This is a genomic window from Marihabitans asiaticum, from assembly GCF_007828725.1.
Lineage (GTDB): Bacteria > Actinomycetota > Actinomycetes > Actinomycetales > Dermatophilaceae > Marihabitans > Marihabitans asiaticum.
The window spans coordinates 139,157-157,508 of record NZ_VIUW01000002.1 but is presented as its reverse complement, the minus strand read 5'-3'; the positions used below and the strand labels follow the sequence as shown (position 1 = coordinate 157,508).

General features: G+C 71.0%; 18 protein-coding genes. 16 read left to right on the top strand and 2 right to left on the bottom strand.

Annotated elements, in window-relative coordinates:
- Positions 1 to 115: 115 nt before the first annotated feature.
- The 9 genes from FB557_RS05260 to FB557_RS05220 are packed head-to-tail and all read left to right on the top strand — an operon-like array spanning position 116 to position 10,243.
- A complete protein-coding gene (locus FB557_RS05260) occupies positions 116 to 1,237 on the top strand; it encodes a GuaB3 family IMP dehydrogenase-related protein (protein ID WP_144856343.1) in 1,122 nt (373 codons plus the stop codon).
- A gap of 48 nt (positions 1,238 to 1,285) precedes the next feature.
- Positions 1,286 to 2,878 carry a succinic semialdehyde dehydrogenase gene (locus FB557_RS05255; protein ID WP_144856342.1) on the top strand — a complete coding sequence of 531 codons (1,593 nt, stop codon included), beginning with the start codon at positions 1,286 to 1,288 and terminating at the stop codon, positions 2,876 to 2,878.
- Entirely contained in the window at positions 2,875 to 4,662 is a 1,788-nt protein-coding gene (locus FB557_RS05250; RefSeq protein WP_144856339.1) for an FAD-dependent oxidoreductase, read from the top strand. The genes FB557_RS05255 and FB557_RS05250 overlap by 4 nt, the downstream gene beginning before the upstream one ends.
- A gap of 55 nt (positions 4,663 to 4,717) precedes the next feature.
- The gene (locus FB557_RS05245; RefSeq protein ID WP_144856337.1) at positions 4,718 to 5,494 is read left to right on the top strand and encodes an SURF1 family protein; all 777 of its coding nucleotides are present in this window, start codon (positions 4,718 to 4,720) and stop codon (positions 5,492 to 5,494) included.
- Entirely contained in the window at positions 5,491 to 5,820 is a 330-nt protein-coding gene (locus FB557_RS05240; protein WP_144856335.1) for a DUF3817 domain-containing protein, read from the top strand. The genes FB557_RS05245 and FB557_RS05240 overlap by 4 nt, the downstream gene beginning before the upstream one ends.
- Before the next feature lie 22 nt (positions 5,821 to 5,842).
- Positions 5,843 to 7,417, top strand: a complete 1,575-nt coding sequence (guaA, locus tag FB557_RS05235) for a glutamine-hydrolyzing GMP synthase (protein ID WP_144856333.1) — start codon at positions 5,843 to 5,845, stop codon at positions 7,415 to 7,417.
- Between the two features lie 4 nt (positions 7,418 to 7,421).
- Positions 7,422 to 8,111 carry a lysophospholipid acyltransferase family protein gene (locus FB557_RS05230; RefSeq protein WP_144856330.1) on the top strand — a complete coding sequence of 230 codons (690 nt, stop codon included), beginning with the start codon at positions 7,422 to 7,424 and terminating at the stop codon, positions 8,109 to 8,111.
- A gap of 9 nt (positions 8,112 to 8,120) precedes the next feature.
- On the top strand, positions 8,121 to 9,452 hold the full coding sequence (locus FB557_RS05225; RefSeq protein ID WP_144856328.1) for a Mur ligase family protein: 1,332 nt from the start codon (positions 8,121 to 8,123) through the stop codon (positions 9,450 to 9,452).
- Positions 9,449 to 10,243 carry a type 1 glutamine amidotransferase gene (locus FB557_RS05220; RefSeq protein WP_144856326.1) on the top strand — a complete coding sequence of 265 codons (795 nt, stop codon included), beginning with the start codon at positions 9,449 to 9,451 and terminating at the stop codon, positions 10,241 to 10,243. Before FB557_RS05225 ends, FB557_RS05220 begins: the two co-directional genes overlap by 4 nt.
- 5 nt (positions 10,244 to 10,248) lie before the next feature.
- On the opposite strand, the gene FB557_RS05215 is transcribed toward FB557_RS05220, so the two are convergent.
- Both FB557_RS05215 and FB557_RS05210 read right to left on the bottom strand, forming a co-directional pair.
- Positions 10,249 to 11,292 (bottom strand): lysylphosphatidylglycerol synthase transmembrane domain-containing protein, encoded by a 1,044-nt coding sequence (locus tag FB557_RS05215; RefSeq protein WP_246074471.1) that lies wholly within the window; start codon positions 11,290 to 11,292, stop codon positions 10,249 to 10,251.
- Positions 11,289 to 12,143: a PIG-L deacetylase family protein gene (locus FB557_RS05210; RefSeq protein WP_144856324.1), complete on the bottom strand. Its 855-nt coding sequence runs from the start codon at positions 12,141 to 12,143 to the stop codon at positions 11,289 to 11,291. Before FB557_RS05210 ends, FB557_RS05215 begins: the two co-directional genes overlap by 4 nt.
- Before the next feature lie 282 nt (positions 12,144 to 12,425).
- On the opposite strand from FB557_RS05210, the gene FB557_RS05205 reads away from it, so the two are divergent.
- The 7 genes from FB557_RS05205 (at position 12,426) to FB557_RS05175 (ending at position 18,319) form a co-directional block, all read left to right on the top strand.
- A complete protein-coding gene (locus tag FB557_RS05205) occupies positions 12,426 to 13,166 on the top strand; it encodes an ABC transporter ATP-binding protein (protein WP_170236204.1) in 741 nt (246 codons plus the stop codon).
- On the top strand, positions 13,163 to 13,999 hold the full coding sequence (locus FB557_RS05200) for an ABC transporter permease (protein ID WP_144856320.1): 837 nt from the start codon (positions 13,163 to 13,165) through the stop codon (positions 13,997 to 13,999). The genes FB557_RS05205 and FB557_RS05200 overlap by 4 nt, the downstream gene beginning before the upstream one ends.
- Positions 14,000 to 14,122: 123 nt before the next feature.
- A complete protein-coding gene (locus FB557_RS05195) occupies positions 14,123 to 15,175 on the top strand; it encodes an ABC transporter substrate-binding protein (RefSeq protein ID WP_144856318.1) in 1,053 nt (350 codons plus the stop codon).
- Positions 15,176 to 15,372: 197 nt separating this feature from the next.
- Complete coding sequence (locus tag FB557_RS05190; RefSeq protein WP_170236203.1) at positions 15,373 to 16,089, top strand: IclR family transcriptional regulator; 717 nt, start codon at positions 15,373 to 15,375, stop codon at positions 16,087 to 16,089.
- Positions 16,090 to 16,112: 23 nt separating this feature from the next.
- Entirely contained in the window at positions 16,113 to 17,288 is a 1,176-nt protein-coding gene (locus FB557_RS05185) for a glycosyltransferase family 4 protein (protein WP_144856313.1), read from the top strand.
- Positions 17,285 to 17,959, top strand: a complete 675-nt coding sequence (locus FB557_RS05180; protein ID WP_170236202.1) for an NUDIX hydrolase — start codon at positions 17,285 to 17,287, stop codon at positions 17,957 to 17,959. Before FB557_RS05185 ends, FB557_RS05180 begins: the two co-directional genes overlap by 4 nt.
- Positions 17,960 to 17,980: 21 nt before the next feature.
- Positions 17,981 to 18,319 (top strand): hypothetical protein, encoded by a 339-nt coding sequence (locus FB557_RS05175; protein WP_144856309.1) that lies wholly within the window; start codon positions 17,981 to 17,983, stop codon positions 18,317 to 18,319.
- Positions 18,320 to 18,352 lie beyond the last annotated feature (33 nt).

Genomic DNA, 18,352 nt, shown 5'->3' with positions numbered 1-18,352 from the left:
GCAGGATCGGGAGGCGAAGGGGGAGTGAGCGGGGGGATGGACGGCTCGGGCTGGGGATCGGTGTCGGTCAGACTCGGCGCGGCTCAGGAAGAACCGGCTCACGTACGCTGGCCCGGTGAACGAGATCGAGATCGGCCGGGGCAAGCGAGGCCGACGGGCCTACTCCTTCGACGACATCGCGGTATCGCCCTCCCGGCGCACCCGCGACCCTCAGGAGGTCTCGCTGGACTGGCAGATCGACGCCTACCACTTCGAGATGCCGGTCATCGCCGCCCCGATGGACTCGGTCATGTCACCGGCGAGCGCGATCGCCTTCGGCCAGCTCGGCGGCCTGCCGGTGCTCGACCTCGAGGGGCTGTGGACCCGCTACGAGGACCCCGAGCCGCTGCTCGCCGAGATCGCCGCGCTCGACCCGGGCTCGGCCACCGCGCGGATGCAGGAGATCTACGCCCAGGACATCGTGCCCGAGCTGATCAGCGAGCGGCTGCGAGAGATCCGTGAGGCTGGCGTGACCGTGGCGGGCGCGCTCAGCCCGCAACGCACCCAGCGACACTGGAAGACCGTCGTCGACGCGGGGGTCGACCTCTTCGTCATCCGCGGCACGACCGTCTCGGCCGAGCACGTCAGCGGGCAGAGCGAGCCGCTGAACCTCAAGCGGTTCATCTACGAGCTCGACGTCCCGGTCGTCGTCGGCGGCGCCGCGAGCTACACCGCCGCCCTGCACCTCATGCGCACCGGCGCGGCCGGCGTGCTCGTCGGCTTCGGTGGCGGAGCCGCCCACACCACCCGCCAGACCCTGGGCATCCACGTGCCGATGGCGTCGGCGATCGCCGACGTCGCGGCGGCCCGGCGCGACTACCTCGACGAGTCCGGCGGCCGGTACGTGCACGTCATCGCCGACGGTGGTCTCGGCACGAGCGGTGACATCGTCAAGGCCATCGCGGTCGGTGCGGACGCGGTGATGCTCGGGGCGGCCCTCGCCCGCGCCACCGACGCGCCCGGCCGCGGATTCCACTGGGGGGCCGAGGCGCACCACGCCGAGCTGCCCCGCGGACGGCGGATGGAGGTCGGGTCGGTCGGCTCGCTCGAGGAGGTGCTCTTCGGCCCGAGCCGCCACAGCGCCGGCACGACCAACCTCCTCGGCGCGCTACGCCGCGCGATGGCGACGACGGGCTACACCGACGTCAAGGAGCTGCAACGCATCGACGTCGTCGTGGCGCCCCACCAACCCAGCTGACCTCCCTTCGCCCTGGTCCTCGGCCCCGTCGCTCGGTAGGTTGCGACGATGACGTCCGAGACGATCGCCGACCCCGAGCTCGACCCCGCCGCGACCTTCGCGGTCGATCCGGGCCGGGCCCGCCGGCTGGCGGCGCAGGTCGTCGCCTCGCCGAAGGCGCAGACCCACACCGCCACCTCGCCGCTGAACGGTGCACCGATCGCGACCCTGCCGACCTCCTCCGAGGCCGACGTCGAGCGCGCCTTCGCCAGCGCTCGTGCCGCCCAGCGTCGGTGGGCCGCTACCTCGCACGCCGAGCGCAGGCGGATCTTCCTGCGCTTCCACGACCTCGTGCTCAGCCACCAGGTCGAGCTGCTCGACCTGGTCCAGATCGAGGCCGGCAAGACCCGGCTGAACGCCTTCGAGGAGGTGCTGGACTGCGCGATCGCGGCCCGCCACTACGCCCAGAAGGCGCAGTCCTACCTGCGCACCTCGCGCCACCTCGGCGCGCTGCCGGTGCTCTCCCAGGCCCGGACCGACCACCACCCCAAGGGCGTCGTCGGCATCGTCTCGCCGTGGAACTACCCGCTCAGCCTCGCGATCACCGACGCGATCCCCGCCCTGCTCGCCGGCAACGCCGTCGTCCTGCGACCCGACCAGCAGGGAGCCCTCAGCGCACTCGCCGGGGTCGAGCTGCTCCGCCAGGCCGGGCTGCCCGACGGGGCGCTGCAGGTCGTCCTCGGGCCGGGTAGCGAGGCCGGGCAGGCGGTCGTCGACCGGGGTGACTACGTCTGCTTCACCGGGTCGACGGCGACCGGCCGGCGCGTCGCCGAGTCCGCCTCGACCCGCCTTGTCGGCTACAGCCTCGAGCTGGGCGGAAAGAACTCGGTCTACATCGCCGACGACGCCGACCTGGCCCGGGCCGTGCCCGGGGCGGTCCGCGCTTGCTTCAGCTCCGCTGGCCAGCTGTGCATCTCGACCGAACGGGTCCTCGTCCACGAGGCCGTGGCCGAGGAGTTCATCCCCGCCTTCGTCGATGCCGTCCGGGCGATGCGCGTCGGCACCTCGCTTGAGTACGGCTACGACATGGGCAGCCTGGTCTCGGCGGACCAGCTCGAGAGGGTCACCGAGCACGTGCAGGATGCGGTGGCGAAGGGGGCGCACCTCCTGACCGGCGGTCGGCCCCTGCCCGAGGTCGGCCCATACTGCTTCGAACCGACCGTGCTCGAGGGCGTGACGCCGCAGATGCGCTGCAGGGACGAGGAGACCTTCGGGCCCGTCGTCTCGATCTACCGGGTCGCAGGCGACGACGAGGCGGTCGAGCTGGCCAACGACACCGAGTACGGGCTGAACGCCTCGGTGTGGACCCGCGACATCTCCCGTGGCCGCAGGGTCGCCGCTCGGATCAGGACCGGCACGGTGAACATCAACGAGGCCTACGCCGCGACCTGGGCGTCGATGGGCGCCCCGATGGGTGGGATGAAGGCCTCCGGGGTCGGGCGACGGCACGGCGCGGAGGGGATCTTGAAGTACACCGAGGCCCAGAACGTCACTGCCCAGCACGTCCTGCCGATCGCTCCCTTCATGGGGCTCTCCCAGGAGAGGTTCGCGACGGTGATGTCGACCGGGCTGAGGGCGTTGAAGACCCTGGGGGTGTCGTGAGCGTCGCTCGCCGACCCGAGGTCGACGCCGACGTCGTCGTCATCGGGTCCGGCTTCGGCGGCTCGGTCGCCGCGCTGCGCCTCGCCGAGAAGGGCTACACCGTGGTCGTCCTCGAGGCCGGGCGACGCTTCGCCGACGAGGACTTCGCCCAGACCAGCTGGGACCTGAAGAACTTCCTCTGGGCCCCCTCGCTCGGGTGCTACGGGGTGCAGCGGATCCACCTGCTCAAGGACGTGATGATCCTCGCCGGGTCGGGCGTCGGCGGCGGCTCGCTCAACTACGCCAACACCCTCTACGTGCCCCCGCGGCCCTTCTTCGCCGACCGTCAGTGGGGTCACATCACCGACTGGGAGAGCGAGCTGAAGGCGCACTACGACACCGCACAGTCGATGCTCGGGGTCGTGACCAACCCCTGCGACGGCCCGGTCGAGCGCGCGATGCGCGACGCCGCCGAGGACATGGGGGTGGCGCACACCTACCGCAAGACCCCTGTCGGGGTCCTCTTCGCCGACCCCGACGGGCCGGTGGGGCAGGGGGAGCAGGTGCCCGACCCGTACTTCGGTGGGGCCGGCCCCGAGCGCACGACGTGCACCGAGTGCGGCAACTGCATGGTCGGCTGCCGGGTCGGCGCGAAGAACACCCTCGTGAAGAACTACCTGGCCCTGGCCGAGACGCTCGGCGCGCGGATCGAGCCGATGCGCATGGTGACCCGGCTCGGTCTCGTCCCTGGCAGCGAGGAGGACGGGCGGCCGCGCTACCGGGTACGCCATGAGGCGACCGACCGGATTGGGGAGGACAGCGCGCTGGTCACGACCGCGACGCACGTCGTCGTCGCCGCCGGCACGTGGGGCACCCAGCACCTGCTGCACGCGATGAAGGACGACGGCGAGCTGCCCGCCATCAGCGACCGGCTCGGCGAGCTGACCCGCACCAACTCCGAGGCCCTCCTCGGCGCGCTCGCGAGCACCCCACCGACCGGCGACGACGACCTCACCCGAGGCGTCGCGATCACCTCCTCCTTCCACCCCGACCACGACACCCACATCGAGAACTGTCGCTACGGCAAGGGCTCGGACGCGATGGGTCTGCTCACCACCCTGCTCGCGCCGCCGCGCACCGGCTCCACCCCACGCTGGCTCACCCTCCTCGCCGCGCTGCCCCGCAACCTGCCCGCACTGCGGGCGTGGTTCCCGCCGGGCACCCACTTCGCGGACAGCACCGTCATCGGGCTCGTGATGCAGTCCCTCGACAACTCGCTGACGACCTCCCTTCGCCGCACCTGGACCGGCCGGCGCCGACTCACCTCCCGGCAGGGGCACGGCGAGCCCAACCCGACGTACATCGCTGCCGGGCACGACGGCATCCGGGCCCTCGCCCGCCGCCTCACCGAGCGGATCGGGGTCACCTTCCACCCCGGCGGCACCTGGAGCGAAGCCTTCGACATCCCGCTCACTGCGCACTTCCTCGGCGGCTGCCCGATCGGTGACTCGCCGACGAGCGGGGTGATCGACCCCTACCAGCGGCTGTACGGCTACCCGGGTATCAGCGTGGTCGACGGGTCGGCGATCAGCGCCAACCTCGGGGTGAACCCGTCGCTGACGATCACCGCGCAGGCCGAGCGGGCGCTCTCCTTCTGGCCCGTCCTCGGGGAGGTCGACCCGCGGCCCGTCCAGGGCGAGCCGTACCGCCCCATCGACGCGGTGCCGGCCACCCGCCCTGCCGTCCGGGAGTTCACCCACCCGCAGTCCCGGCTGGTCGACCTGGGCATCCCGACGGCCGTGTGACCACCCCTTCGCCCTCGCTGATCCTGCTCTCAGGCGGGGTCCGTAACCTGGCCGGGTGCGTCGGACCGTGATCACCCCCCGCTGGCTGGGGCTGCTCGCGCTCGCCGTCGCCCTGGCGGTGGGCGCCGTCCTCCTCGGCCGCTGGCAGTGGTCGGTCGCCCACGACCGGGCTCGCGCCGAGGCGGTGCAGGAGATCCAGTCCCGCCCGGTCCAGCCGATCGCCGACGTGCTCGCGCCGCACCAGTCCTTCCCCGACGACGGGTCCGGCCAGCGGGTCACGGTGGCGGGGGAGTACGCGGCCGGTGACGGCTTCGTCGTCGTCGACCGCCTCCTCGACGGGCGGACGGGGGTGTGGCTCGTCGAGCGTCTCGTCGTCGCCGAGACCGGAGCCAACCTCGCGGTCGTGCGGGGGTGGCTGCCGGCGGGGAGCGAGGCGCCGCCGGCGCCGAAGGGGGAGGTGCGGCTCGTCGTCTCTCTCGCGCCGGGCGAGTCGCCCGGACAGCCCGACCTGCCGAAGGGGGAGGCCTCCTCGATCCACCTCGGCACCCTGGTCAACGAGTGGCCCGGCGACCTCTACACCGGGTTCGGTTTCGTCATGGAGGAGACCCGTGGCGTCGGTGACGCGGGGGAGCCGGTCACGGCAAGCGGTGGGCTGGAACGGGTACCGCCGCCGCTGCCGGACACCAGCCTGGACTGGCGCAACGCCAGCTACGCGGCGCAGTGGTTCGCCATCGCCGCCTTCGTGATCTGGATGTGGTGGCGGATGATGCGGCAGGAGTCGCGCGCCGTGACCGAAGACGAGTCGGAAGAGAAGGAAGCAGCACACTCATGAGCTCAGCGCCCACCGCGGACCCGCAGCAGATCCGGACCGCGCTCACGGCATTCCGTGTCACCGCGATCATCGCCGGTCTGGCGATGTTCGTCCTCATCGTCGAGATGGTGCTCAAGTACGCCCTCGACAACGACGCGCTCGCGTGGTGGAGCCCGGTGCACGGACTGATCTTCATGGCCTTCGCCGCGGCGACGGCCAACCTCGGCTTCAAGGTCGGCTGGTCGATCGGGCGAATGGCGACAATCCTGCTCATCGCCTGCGTGCCCTTCCTCGCCTTCGTCGAGGAGCGCAAGGTCGCCGCCGAGGTCGAGCCGCTCGCCCGCTGAGCACGCCGGTAGCCTGCTGTTCGTGACGGAATCGTTGAAGGAGCACCCGGTCCTCGTCGTGGACTTCGGGGCCCAGTACGCCCAGCTCATCGCCCGGCGCGTCCGCGAGGCGAACGTGTACAGCGAGGTCGTGCCGCACGACCTGAGCACCGAGGAGATCCTCGCCAAGGAGCCGGCCGCGCTCGTGCTCTCGGGCGGGCCGAGCTCGGTCTACGAGGACGGCGCGCCGCGGCTGGACCCGGCCCTGCTCGAGGCCGGGGTGCCGGTGCTCGGGCTGTGCTACGGGTTCCAGGCCATGGCCAGCGCGCTGGACGGGACCGTCGAGAAGACCGGGCTGCGCGAGTACGGCAGCACCCGGGCCCAGATCAGCGACCGTGACTCGACCCTCTTCAACGGCCAGCCCGAGGAGCAGTCGGTCTGGATGAGCCACGGCGACTCGGTGACCGAGGCCCCGTCAGGCATGCGGGTCAGCGCCTCGACCTCGGGCGCGCCGGTCGCCGCCTTCGAGGACGACGAGCGCCGCCTCTACGGCGTGCAGTGGCACCCCGAGGTCATGCACTCCACCTTCGGTCAGCGGGTCATCGAGAACTTCCTCCTCCGCGGCGCCGAGCTGCCCGGCGACTGGACCGCCGGCAACGTCGTCGAGGACCAGGTCGCCGCGATCCGCGAGGCGGTCGGCGAGGACCAGGTGCTCTGCGGGCTTTCCGGCGGGGTCGACTCCTCGGTCGCCGCAGCGCTGGTGCAGCGGGCGGTCGGTGACCAGCTGACCTGCGTCTTCGTCGACCACGGCCTGCTGCGCGAAGGGGAGGCCGAGCAGGTCGAGGAGGACTTCGTCGCTGCGACCGGGGTCCGGCTCGTCGTCGTCGACGCCAAGGAGCAGTTCCTCGGCGCGCTCGCCGGGGTGAGCGACCCCGAGGAGAAGCGCAAGATCATCGGCCGGGAGTTCATCCGGACCTTCGAGCAGGCCGCGCGAGACGTCGTCCAGGACGCCGACGACGAGCACCCGGTGAAGTACCTCGTCCAGGGCACCCTCTACCCCGACGTCGTCGAGTCCGGCGGCGGCACCGGCGCGGCGAACATCAAGAGCCACCACAACGTCGGCGGCCTGCCCGAGGACCTCCAGTTCACCCTCGTCGAGCCGCTGCGGGCGCTCTTCAAGGACGAGGTGCGCATGGTCGGGCGCGAGCTCGGCGTGCCCGACGCGATCGTGGACCGCCAGCCCTTCCCCGGGCCGGGGCTCGGCATCCGGATCATCGGTGAGGTCACCGAGCACAACCTCGACATCCTCCGCCGGGCCGACGCGATCGCCCGTCACGAGCTGACCGAGGCCGGCCTGGACGGCGAGATCTGGCAGTGCCCGGTGGTCCTCCTCGCCGACGTGCGCTCGGTCGGGGTCCAGGGCGACGGCCGCACCTACGGGCACCCGGTCGTGCTGCGTCCGGTCTCCTCCGAGGACGCGATGACCGCCGACTGGACCCGCGTCCCGTACGACGTCCTCGCCGAGATCTCGACCCGGATCACCAACGAGGTCGAAGAGGTCAACCGGGTCGTCCTCGACGTCACGAGCAAGCCCCCGGGCACCATCGAGTGGGAGTGAGCCGGTGAGCGCGCCCGGGACCCGTGTCGCCGAGTGGCTCCTTCGCCGGGTCCTCGTCGGGCCCCCCCTTCGCGCCTGGCTCCGTCTCGAGGTGCGCGGGCGCGAGCATGTGCCGCAGACCGGGCCGGTGATCATCGCCAGCAACCACCTCAGCTTCGTCGACTCGATGGTCATCCCGCTCGCGGCCGGTCGCAGGGTCGGCTTCCTCGGCAAGGCCGAGTACCTCTCCGGGAGCGGGGCGAAGGGGTGGGCCAAGCGGCTCTGGTTCGGCGAGTTCGGCGGGATGATCCCCGTCGACCGGGACGACGCGCGGGCCGCGGCCCGCTCCCTCGAGCTCGCCGAGGGACACCTGCGCGGCGGCGGGGCCTTCGGGATCTACCCGGAGGGCACGCGATCGCGCGACGGGCGGCTGTACCGGGGCAAGCCGGGCGTGGGCCGGCTGGCCGCGGCGACGGGGGCGCCGGTGATCCCCTGCACCCTCATCGGCACCGACCGCGTGCAGCCGGTCGGTGCGCGCGGCCTGCGGCCGCGGAAGGTGACCGTGGTCTTCAGCCCACCCGTCGACGTGCCGGGGCTCTCGCAGCAGCACGTCAAGAGCCGGCTGCACCGCGCCGTCACCGATGCCGTCATGGACGCGATCGCCGCGCACTCGCCGCAGGAGCGTGCCGACACCACCGCCGAGCGTGCCGCCTAGACTGACGCGGTGCTGAGAACGACCGCCGCCGTCATCGCCGGCAAGGCCGCCCGGACCGCTGCCCGTGTGCGCGGCGGGGGCACCGGAGGATCGGCCCTCCCCGGGCTCGTCGCGGAGAAGGTCGATCCCGGATTCCTCGCTCACGCCCTGCGCGACGTGCCCCAGGTCGTCGTCGTCAGCGGGACGAACGGCAAGACGACGACGACGAAGATGCTCGTCGCCCTGCTTCGCGCCCACGGGCGCACCGTCTTCACCAACCCGACCGGGTCGAACTTCACCCGTGGGGTGATCTCCGCGATGCTCGCCGAGCTGCCGCTGCGGGGTCGTCTGCACGCCGACCTCGCCGTCCTCGAGCTCGACGAGGCCCACGCCCTGCACTTCGCCCGCGCGGTCGCGCCCACCCACGCCCTGCTGCTCAACGTCGCCCGCGACCAGCTCGACCGCTTCGCCGAGATCGACCACACCGCGGGCCTGCTCACCGAGCTCGCCGGGATGACCACCGACGGGGTCGTGCTCAACCGGGACGACCCCTACGTCAACCGGATCGCCGGCGGGCTGCGTGACGGCGTGGCGGTCCGGTGGTTCGGGCTGGACGCCGCGATCCACGACCGCCTCGGTGAGCTCGCCGAGCACGACGCCCGCGAGCAGGACGACTTCGAGGCACCCCCTGCCGGCGCCGAGGACGGACTGCTGGAGCCGGTGGACGAGAGCGCGATGGGCATCCGCTGGGGCGCCGCCGACGATGCCGAGCGGCTCGGCCCGGTCACCCTGCGCCAGCGCGGCCTGGCCGCGATGATCAACGCGACGGCCGCGACGACGACCGCCCGGATGCTCCTCGGCGCTGCCTTCGAGGACGCCGCCGCCGAGCGGGCGCTGCGCACGGTCGCTCCCCCCTTCGGCCGCGGTGAGGTGATCGACGCCGACGGCCAGCCGCTGGAGCTCGTGCTGGTCAAGAACCCCGCCGGGTTCACCGTGGCCCTCGGCACCTACGGCTCGACCCCGGTCGCGTCGATGATCGCGATCAACGACGACTACGCCGACGGGCGGGACGTCTCGTGGCTCTATGACGTCGACTTCTCCGAGCTGCGGGCGAAGGGGGTGGCCCTCACCTCCGGCGTGCGGGGCTGGGACATGGCGTTGCGGCTGCAGTACGACGACGTGCCCGTCGGGGGGACCGAGACCGACCTGGGGGCCGCGCTGGGGCAGTTCCTCGCCGAGCACGCCGAGGAGCCGAAGCGGATCTTCTGCACCTACACCGCGATGCTCGCGCTGCGGCGGATGCTCGCCGAGCGGTACGACGTGCCCGAGATGGGCACCGAGGTGGAGGAGGGGGCGCCATGAGCACCCGAGACGTGACGATCCTCGGCGAGCCGGCGGGCTCGGACCGGCCGGCCGACCCCGGCGGCGAGGGCAAGGGCGAGATCCACCTCGTGCACCTCTACCCGCGCGAGATGAGCATCTACGGCGACCTCGGCAACACCCGCTGTCTGGCCGCGCGGATCCGCCGCCACGGCTACGTGCCGGTCGTCCACCAGCACCACCCCGGCGCCGAGCTGCCGGCGCAGGTCGACCTCGTCGTCGGCGGTGGCGGGCAGGACTCCGGGCAGGTCACCGTCGAGGACGACCTCGAGCGGATCGGCGACCGCCTCCGCGAGCTGGCGGCCGCCGGCACGCCGATGCTCATGATCTGCGGGATGTACCAGCTCTTCGGCAACGCCTTCGTCACCGTCGAGGGCAAGAGCCTGCCCGGGCTGGGGATCCTCGACGTCACCACCCACGGCAACGAGAAGCGGATGATCGGCCCCGTCGTGCTCTCGACCGACGTCGGCGACGTGGTCGGCTACGAGAACCACTCCGGCTCGACGACGCTCGGGGCCGGGCAGGCCCCCTTCGGCCGGGTGCGCCACGGGCTGGGCAACAACGGGACCGACGGCACCGAGGGTGCCCGGAGCGGGCACGTCATCGGCTCCTACCTGCACGGTCCGATCCTCCCGGCCAACCCGGCGCTCGCCGACACCCTCATCGGGTGGGCGGCGGAGCAGGCGACGGGTCACCCCTTCGCCCCCGAGACGCTCGACGACGAGGTGGCCCGGCAGGCCCAGCAGCGCCAGGTCCGCCGCCTCCTCGCCTGACGGTCCTAGGACTGCCTCTGGGTGACCTTGGGCGTGAGCGACCAGGCCAGCCAGCCGATCGCGCCCAGCGGCACCTCCATGAGGTGGGTGAAGACCGAGAAGAGCACCACCCCAGCCATCGCCGCGGCCGGGTCCGCGCCCCATGCGACGAGCGCGGCGGCGGTCCCGGTCTCGGTCACGCCCAGCCCACCGGGGGTGACGCCGACCGCGGTGAGCAGCCGCCCGATGGCGTACGCCGCGAAGAGCTGGCCGAAGGGGAGCTCGGTGCCCGTCGCGCTCGTGCACAGCACGAAGAGGACGTAGTAGAGCCCGAAGAAGCCGACCATCCCGAGCGTCATCGACAGCCACCCGGTGCTGACCGTCTCGGCGATCCGGCCCCGCAGGTCCACCAGCGCCCGCTCGACCTTGTCGTCGTGCCCGCGGCGCACCAGCCTCACGCCCCGGTCGATGACTCGTCCGGCGACGGCGGCGCCGCGGTCGGTCGCGACGGCGAGCACGAAGGCGGCGAGGACCAAGCCGCCGGTGATGATCGCCGCCCAGGCCGCCTCCCGCATCCGCGGCGGCAGGTCGGTCGCCCCCCAGCTCAGCCCGACGATCGCGATGATCGGCAGGGCGGCCCGGGCGAGGACGTTCCACACCCCGGTCACCACCGCCATCGTCGTCACCCGGGCGGCGCCGAAGCCCCAGGACTTCGCGATGGTGTACGTCGCCGCCAGGCCCACCGCGCCGCCGCCGGGCAGCAGGTTCGAGACCGACGAGCCGCAGAGGTTGAGGATCAGCGCGCGCGGGTGACTCAGCCCGGGCATCGCCCCGGTCATGACGAAGGTGTAGCAGTACAGCCCGGCGAGGACCATCGCGAGGTACAGCAGCGCCGTCGCGGGATGCACCCCGCGCAGCACCTCCCACACCTCGCCCCAGGTCGTCTGGGCGAAGTGCGGTAGCCCCCACCACAGCAGCGCCGCGGCCGCCGCAAGCCCGAGCGTCGCCTGGACCACCCGCCGGGCGCGGATCCGAGGTCTGGCCTGCGGCCGCTCCTGCACGGTGCTCACCGCGCTGCCTCGAAGACATCGGTCAGCCGGGACCCGCCGGCGCTCCCGGCCTCGCGGTACCACTCCCACCCGAAGACGAGGTCGAAGAGCGGCCGGGGGATGCGCAGCAGCATCGCCAGGGTGCGCACGTCACCGCCGCTGGCCTGGCTCGCGTGGGCCCGCATCGAGGTCCGCTTGGCGCGGATCTGGCGGTGCACCGGGATGCGATGGGTGATCTCGCCGCCCGCGCTGAACGCCCGGTCGAAGGAGGACCGGTGGAACTCCGGAGGGAAGCGGTAGACCCGAGCCACGAGGTCGAGCGCGCGGCAGATGAGGTCGCGCGGCACCGTCGCCTCGAGGACGCGAAGGGGGCGACCGCTCGCCGCCCGCACCCGGTCGGCTGCGGCGGCACCGACCTCGTGCACGCGGACGTGGTCGCGGTGGCCGTACCCGCCGTTGCGGTCGTAGGTGAGCAGGAGGTCGGCACGCTCGGCCAGGAGGATCTCGGCCAGGCGAGCGGCCGCCTCGTCGAGATCCGCGCGGGCGAACCGCACCCGACCGGGCGGGTCGGGGCTCAGCTCGGGTCCGGACCCGGAGTCGGCGTAGCCGAGACTCTCGACCCGGGCGACGCCGAGCGCGCGAGCGCTCGCCTCGACCTCGGCCGACCTCGTCAGGGCGAGCTCGCCCCCCTTCGCCCCGAAGTCCTCGCCGGCCAGCCCGAGGGACCCGTCGGTCGCGACGACGAGGACGACCCGGTGCCCCTGGGCGGCCACCGTGGCCATCGTGCCGGCGGTCAGCAGAGCCTCGTCGTCCGGGTGGGCGTGGAAGGCGACGACAGTGCGCCGTGGACCACGGTCGGGCTGCGGGCTCATCGCGGTAACGATCCCACAGGGCCGACCTGGCATCGAACTGATAGTCCCTGCGTGGCCGCGGTCACGAATCCATGAGGACGGGCCGCGGGGCAGTCTTCGTCCCGCCGGAAGGAACATCGCGCCCCAAAGGTTCGCCAGGGAGAAACAGCGCCACCGCCCAGAGCCGCCTCGGGCCTAACTTCACTTCAACAGCCCGTTCAACGTCGCACGGAGGAGACTATGGCGAGCATCGCAGAGGTGAGGGAGCCCGTCCTCACCGGGGAGCGCATCACACTCCATCGGGTGCATAAGACTTACTCGGCAGGTGAGCAGCCCGTTCTGAAGGACATCAACCTCGAGATCGAGCCGGGAGAGCTCGTCTCCTTGGTCGGCCCATCGGGCTGCGGCAAGTCCACCATGCTGAAGATCCTCGCTGGTCTCATTGACTTCGAGGCTGGCGAGGTGGCGATTGGTGATCAGCAGCCTCAGGAAGGTCGCCGCGATGTCGGCTTCATGCTGCAGCAGGCCGTGCTGATGCCGTGGCGCTCGGTGCGGGAGAACGTCAAGCTTCCTTTCGACATCGCAGGCCTCAAGGGACAGGACGTGGAGGACCGGGTCGACCAGCTGATCGAGCTGGTGGGTCTAGATCACGCCGTCGAGAAGAGCCCCTGGGAGCTCTCCGGAGGGATGCAGCAGCGCGTCTCGCTCGCCCGGGCACTCGCGCTCGACCCGAAGGTCATGCTCCTTGACGAGCCCTTCTCGGCCCTCGACGAGTTCAAGCGCGAGCATCTCGGCCTGGAGTTCACCCATATGCACGAATACATGGGCAAGACGACGATCCTCGTCACCCACTCGATCCCAGAGGCCGTGATGATGTCTGATCGAATCATCGCCCTGGGGGCTCACCCCGGCCGGGTGGTGGCGGACGTCAAGGTGGACCTCCCACGCCCGCGCACAGCCGGGCTCGTCGGCACCTCGCGGTTCCAGGAGATTGCCCAGGAGGTCCGTGAGGCTCTCGTTGGTGAGGACGGTTCGATCGCATGACCACCATCGACACAAGCGCACAGACCCGCGCCGACGAGGTCCTCGTTCCGGCGCCTCGACCCCAGAAGCGTTCCTTCCTCGACTCGACCCCCGCCAAAGTTCTGCTTCCTGCGATCGTCCTCGCGACGGCGATCGGCTTGTGGGAGATCTCGGTGCAGGCCGGCCTGGTCAACCCCATCACGGTGCCCGCCGCCTCCGACACCTTCATCGCACTCTTCGAAATGATGCAGACCGAGTACTTCTGGGCAGCCACCTGGCTAACCCTGCAGGAGACGTTGCTGGGCTTCGCCGTCGGGTCCTCCCTAGGGTTGGTCATCGGTGCGCTCACCGGCACGTTCAAGGTTTTCCGAACTGCGATCTGGCCGTTCGTCGTCGCCTTCCAGAACACTCCTCGGGTGGCGCTCGCGCCAGTTTTCCTGACATGGTTCGGCTTTGGGATGACCTCGAAGGTCGTCATGGCCGCCGTCATCTGCTTCTTCCCCGTGGTGATCAACACCGTCGCGGGCCTGGCCTCGGTCGACGACAACGCTCGCGTGCTTTTCCGGACCTATGGGGCGTCGACGCCACAAACCTTCTTCAAGCTGACGCTGCCTACTGCAGCACCGATCTCCTTCGCTGGCATCAAGACCGCGCTGACTCTGGCGCTTCTCGGTGCCATTGTCGGCGAGTTCGTCGGTGCCGCTGAGGGTCTAGGTGTTCTGGTCAAGGAATTCAATTTCCAACTCGAGGTGGCGAGTGGATTCGCCGTGGTGGTCTTCCTCGCGGTCATCGGCCTGGTTCTCTACGGGCTCATCGAGCTCCTCGAACGTCGCCTCATCACCTGGCAGCACTGAGACCTTTCGGGGAGACCTTCCGCGATACCTGACGTGCCCTATCGCTCAGCACAACCGCATCAACCACATCCGCTCAACTACCGACCCGCTGCTGTTGCGGGAAATCACGGACAAGGAAGTCTTATGAATCGCACCATCGCCCTGCTCGGAGCAACCGCTGTCGCCGTCTCCCTAGCCGCCTGCGGGTCCGACTCCGGCGGAGACGCCGGAGGAGGATCGGGATCGACGCCCTCAGAGGTCGAGATCCTGCTGCCGTTCCCCGAAGGTCTGCCCATGGCTCCGGCCACGGTGGCCAAGGAAGAGGGCTATTTCCAGGAGTTCGGGCTGGAGGAGGTCAAGATCTCAGTCGCCGACGGCTCGGGCTACCTCAGCCAACAGTTGGTTGCTGGCAACGTCAACTTCGCCCTGATGGGCTCCTCTGATGCCGCCGTTGCCGCCTCCAAGCGGGAGGACGTCCGCGTGCTTTTCTGCCATCAGGCGACGAACGTTTACCGGATCGGTGCGGTTGCAGAGAGCGGGGTGAACGACCTCGCCGGACTCAAGGGAAAGACCCTCGGTATCACCGAGCCGGGGGGTGGCGAGAACACCCTCGTAAAGGCGGCGCTGGAAGAGGCCGGCCTGAGCGAGGACGTGACCACCCTTCCGATAGGCGGCTCGGGGCCGCAATCGCTCTCGGCTATTGAGAGCGGCAAGGTCCAGGCATACGCCTCATCATTCCCCGACTTCGCCTCCTTCAAGTCCGAGGGCATAGAGTTCACCGACATCACCCCCGAAAAGTACGCCCAGATCCCGGGCACCTGCATGACCACTACTCAGGAGTTCCTCGACTCCGAGGGGGGTAAGGACCAGGCGACCGCGGTCGCCGCTGCCTGGATCAAGGCGGAGGAGTACACGATCAATGACCCGGAGGCGACGCTCGAGATTATCTGCTCCGCAGTCGCCTCGGCCTGCAAAAACAGGGAGGCCGCCGAGATTCTCTTCGACGAGGCCATTGAGGTCATGAAGCCCCACGGGGACGGCCGGGTCGGCGACACCACGGCCGAGGTCTGGGCAACGCTTACCGACACGCTTGCCGAGGCAGACGTCGTGCCTGCCGAACTCGACATGTCGGACAAGGTCGCGGGCGGTACCGTCGGCGAGGTTCGTGAGGCCGCGTACGAGAAGGTGGGTGCCTGATCAGACCCGCATTCGGGCGGGGTCGGTGCACGATGACCCCTCCGAGCGGTCAGGCCGAGGTCTAGAGGATGAGAACTCAATCCGGAGCAGGCCGTTCGGATCCCATCGAACAGGCATCGAGGGCTGTCGGCCCTCGAGTGCCGCGCGTCGCGAGCACCCCCCGACGCTCTGCGCCGCAGACTGACGCCCTGCGGTCTGTGCGCATCGCGCTCGACGTGCTCGAGTGCTTCGCCACTGACGAGCAGTTAGGCGTGACAGACGTCGCCACGAAGATCGGGGTGGCTAAGAGCACTGCCCATCGCATGCTTTCGGTTCTCGTAGACCGGGGTTATACCGAGCACGTCGAGGGATCGAGCCAGTACCGGTTGGGTATGCATATCTACGAGCTCGGACAGCTGGCTCAAGGACGCCATCAGCTGCGCTACTCAGCACTGCCCCTCATGTACGCGGTGCAGGCGGCCACCGGGCTGATTGTGAACCTCTCGGTGCCGGAGGGTGGCGACGTCGTCTTTGTCGAGCGTCTGGAGCAGCCTGGCCTCGGGCACCTCGTCGAGCACCTAGGTCGACGATTGCCAGCACACACGACGAGCTCAGGGAAGGCTATCGCGGCGTTCAACCCCTGCTTTGGCGAGGCCCGTCGAGTCGCCGGGTTTCCCCCCCGCGTCAGCCGAACGGTGCGGTCGTCCGCAGACTGGGAGCGTGAGCTTACCTTCGTGCGACGCAACGGCTTCGCCAGGTCGGTGAGCGAGTCCGTCGACGACCTGGCCACTGTTGCAGTGCCGATCCTCAACATCGCTGGGATGGCGGTGGCGGCGATGTCGGTGATGGGACCGACTGAGCGAGTCACCACGGACATTGAGAGGCTTGCCCAGGTACTGCGCCTGGAGTCCAGGCGTCTGCAGCCGCAGCTCTAGACCGGCGTGGCACCCTGGCACCCGTGAAGATCGCCCTGGTGTCCGACTGCTACCCGCCGCGGGTCGGCGGCATCGAGTCGCAGGTGGCCGACCTCGCGGGGCAGCTCGTCGGCGCAGGTCACCAGGTCGAGGTCCTCACCGCAACCACGGGGCCGAAGGGGGAGTCCCGCGGCGACGTCGAGCGGCTCGGGCAGGTCGTGGTGCACCGGCTCGCCGAGCCCTTGCTGCGGCTGCCGGTCAACCCCTTCGCCGTCCCTGAGGTGCGCCGACGGCTCCAGGCGGGTGGCTTCGACGTCGTGCACGTGCACCTGGGCGTGGTCAGCCCGTTCGCCTGGGACGCGGCGCGGATCGCGACCGGGCTCGGCCTGCCGACCGCGCTGACCTGGCACTGCGTGCTCGACCGGGCCGGCGTCGGGTATCGGGTCAGCGGTGCGCTGCGCCGCTGGGTGCAGCGGGGTGCGGTGCTGTCCGCGGTGTCGCGGATGGCGGCGGCGCAGGTGCGTCGGGCGGCCCCGCCAGGCACCGAGGTCGCCGTGCTGCCCAATGCGATCGACCTCGATGCGTGGCGTCCTCGTAACCCCCACCTACCACGCAGTAGTGGTCGTGATCACGACCACTACTGCGCCGTAGCCGGCGATGAAGGAGTCGGGGCGAAGGGGGAGGGGGAGGGGGTGCGGCTGGTGTCGACGATGCGGCTGGCGCGGCGCAAGCGGCCGGTCGAGCTCGTCGAGGCCTTCGCCGAGGCGGGGGTGGCCGGGCGCGCAGAGCTGGTGATCATCGGTGACGGGCCGCAGCGGGCCCAGCTCCATCGGCGAGTCGACGAGCTCGGCCTCGGCGGGTCGGTGCGCCTCCTGGGTCGGGTCGACCGCTCGCGCCTGCTCGACGAGTACGCGCAGGCCGACGGCTTCGTCGCCCCGACCGTCCTCGAGGCGTTCGGCATCGCCGTGCTCGAGGCGCGGGCCGCCGGGCTGCCGGTCGTCGCGATGGCCGGCTCGGGGGTCGCCGACATCGTCGAGGACGGCGTGTCCGGTCTGCTGTGCGTCGACGACCGCGACCTGGCGCTCGGCATCCGCCGGTTGGTCGACGACGCCAGGCTCCGGGCCACGCTTGCCACCCACAACCGTGCCGTGCCGCCAGCCCAGACCTGGCCACGAGTCCTCGAGCAGGTGCTGGCGGAGTACCGGAGGGCGGGCGCGTGAGCGTACGGGTCGAGATCGTGCGGTCGGGCGAGGTCGTGGCGGCGCAGGCGCTACCGCATGGCGCCGACCCGCAGCTGCTGTGCGCCCATCTCGGTCACCCGGGCGCGCGGCCGCTCGCCGCCCGGCTGGTCGGTTCGGACCTCGTCCTGGACTACGAGTCGTCAGGCGAAGGGGTGGCCGGCACCACCCCCTTCGCCGTCACGGAGCCGAGGGTCGAGGACCAGACTCCCGGCGCCGCCCGGCGGGTGCAGCGCCCGGCGGCGTACGCCGTCGTCGTCGCCGACGATCAGGTGCTGCTCACCCGGCTCTCCGAGCGGGTGCGGAGCGCGGCGGGACGCTGGATGCTGCCCGGCGGCGGGATCGATGCCGGCGAGTCACCGGTCGAGGCCGTGCTGCGGGAGGTCGAGGAGGAGACCGCTCAGCACGTCGAGGTCGCCGAGCTGGCGATGGTGCAGAGCGACCACTGGGTGGGGGAGTCGCCGCGCGGGGAGGTCGAGGACTTCCACGCGCTGCGGCTGATCTACCGGGCGAGCTGTCCCGAGCCGACGCCGGCCAGGGTGCTCGAGTCCAAGGGGTCGACCGGGTCGGCGCAGTGGGTGACGATCTCGCCGCGAGCGCCGGAGCCCTCGACCTGGATGCTCAGGCAGGCCTGGCCGATCGTCCTCGGGTGACGCCACGTACCCTGGGGCACTATGTCCGCCCTGCACACGGTCCTCTACATCCTGCACATGATCGCGATGATCGCCATCGTCGCCGGTGCAGTCATCCCGCAGCCCACCGGGCGGCAGGTGCTGGCCTGGGCCGCCCGGGTCCAGCTGCTCGTCGGGCTCGGCCTCGTGGCGGTGCTCGAGATGGACGGCGCGAGCCTCAACCACGGCAAGATCGCGGTCAAGCTGCTCGTCGCGCTCGGGGTGGTCGCGCTGGCCGAGATCAGCAACGCCCGGTACAAGCGGGGGCAGGACGGCAGCGCGCTGGCGTACGCAGCGGCCGGCCTGACGGTCGTCAACGCCGCCATCGCCTTCCTCTGGTGACCGGGCCGGTGCCGACGGGCCGAGCCTGACTCG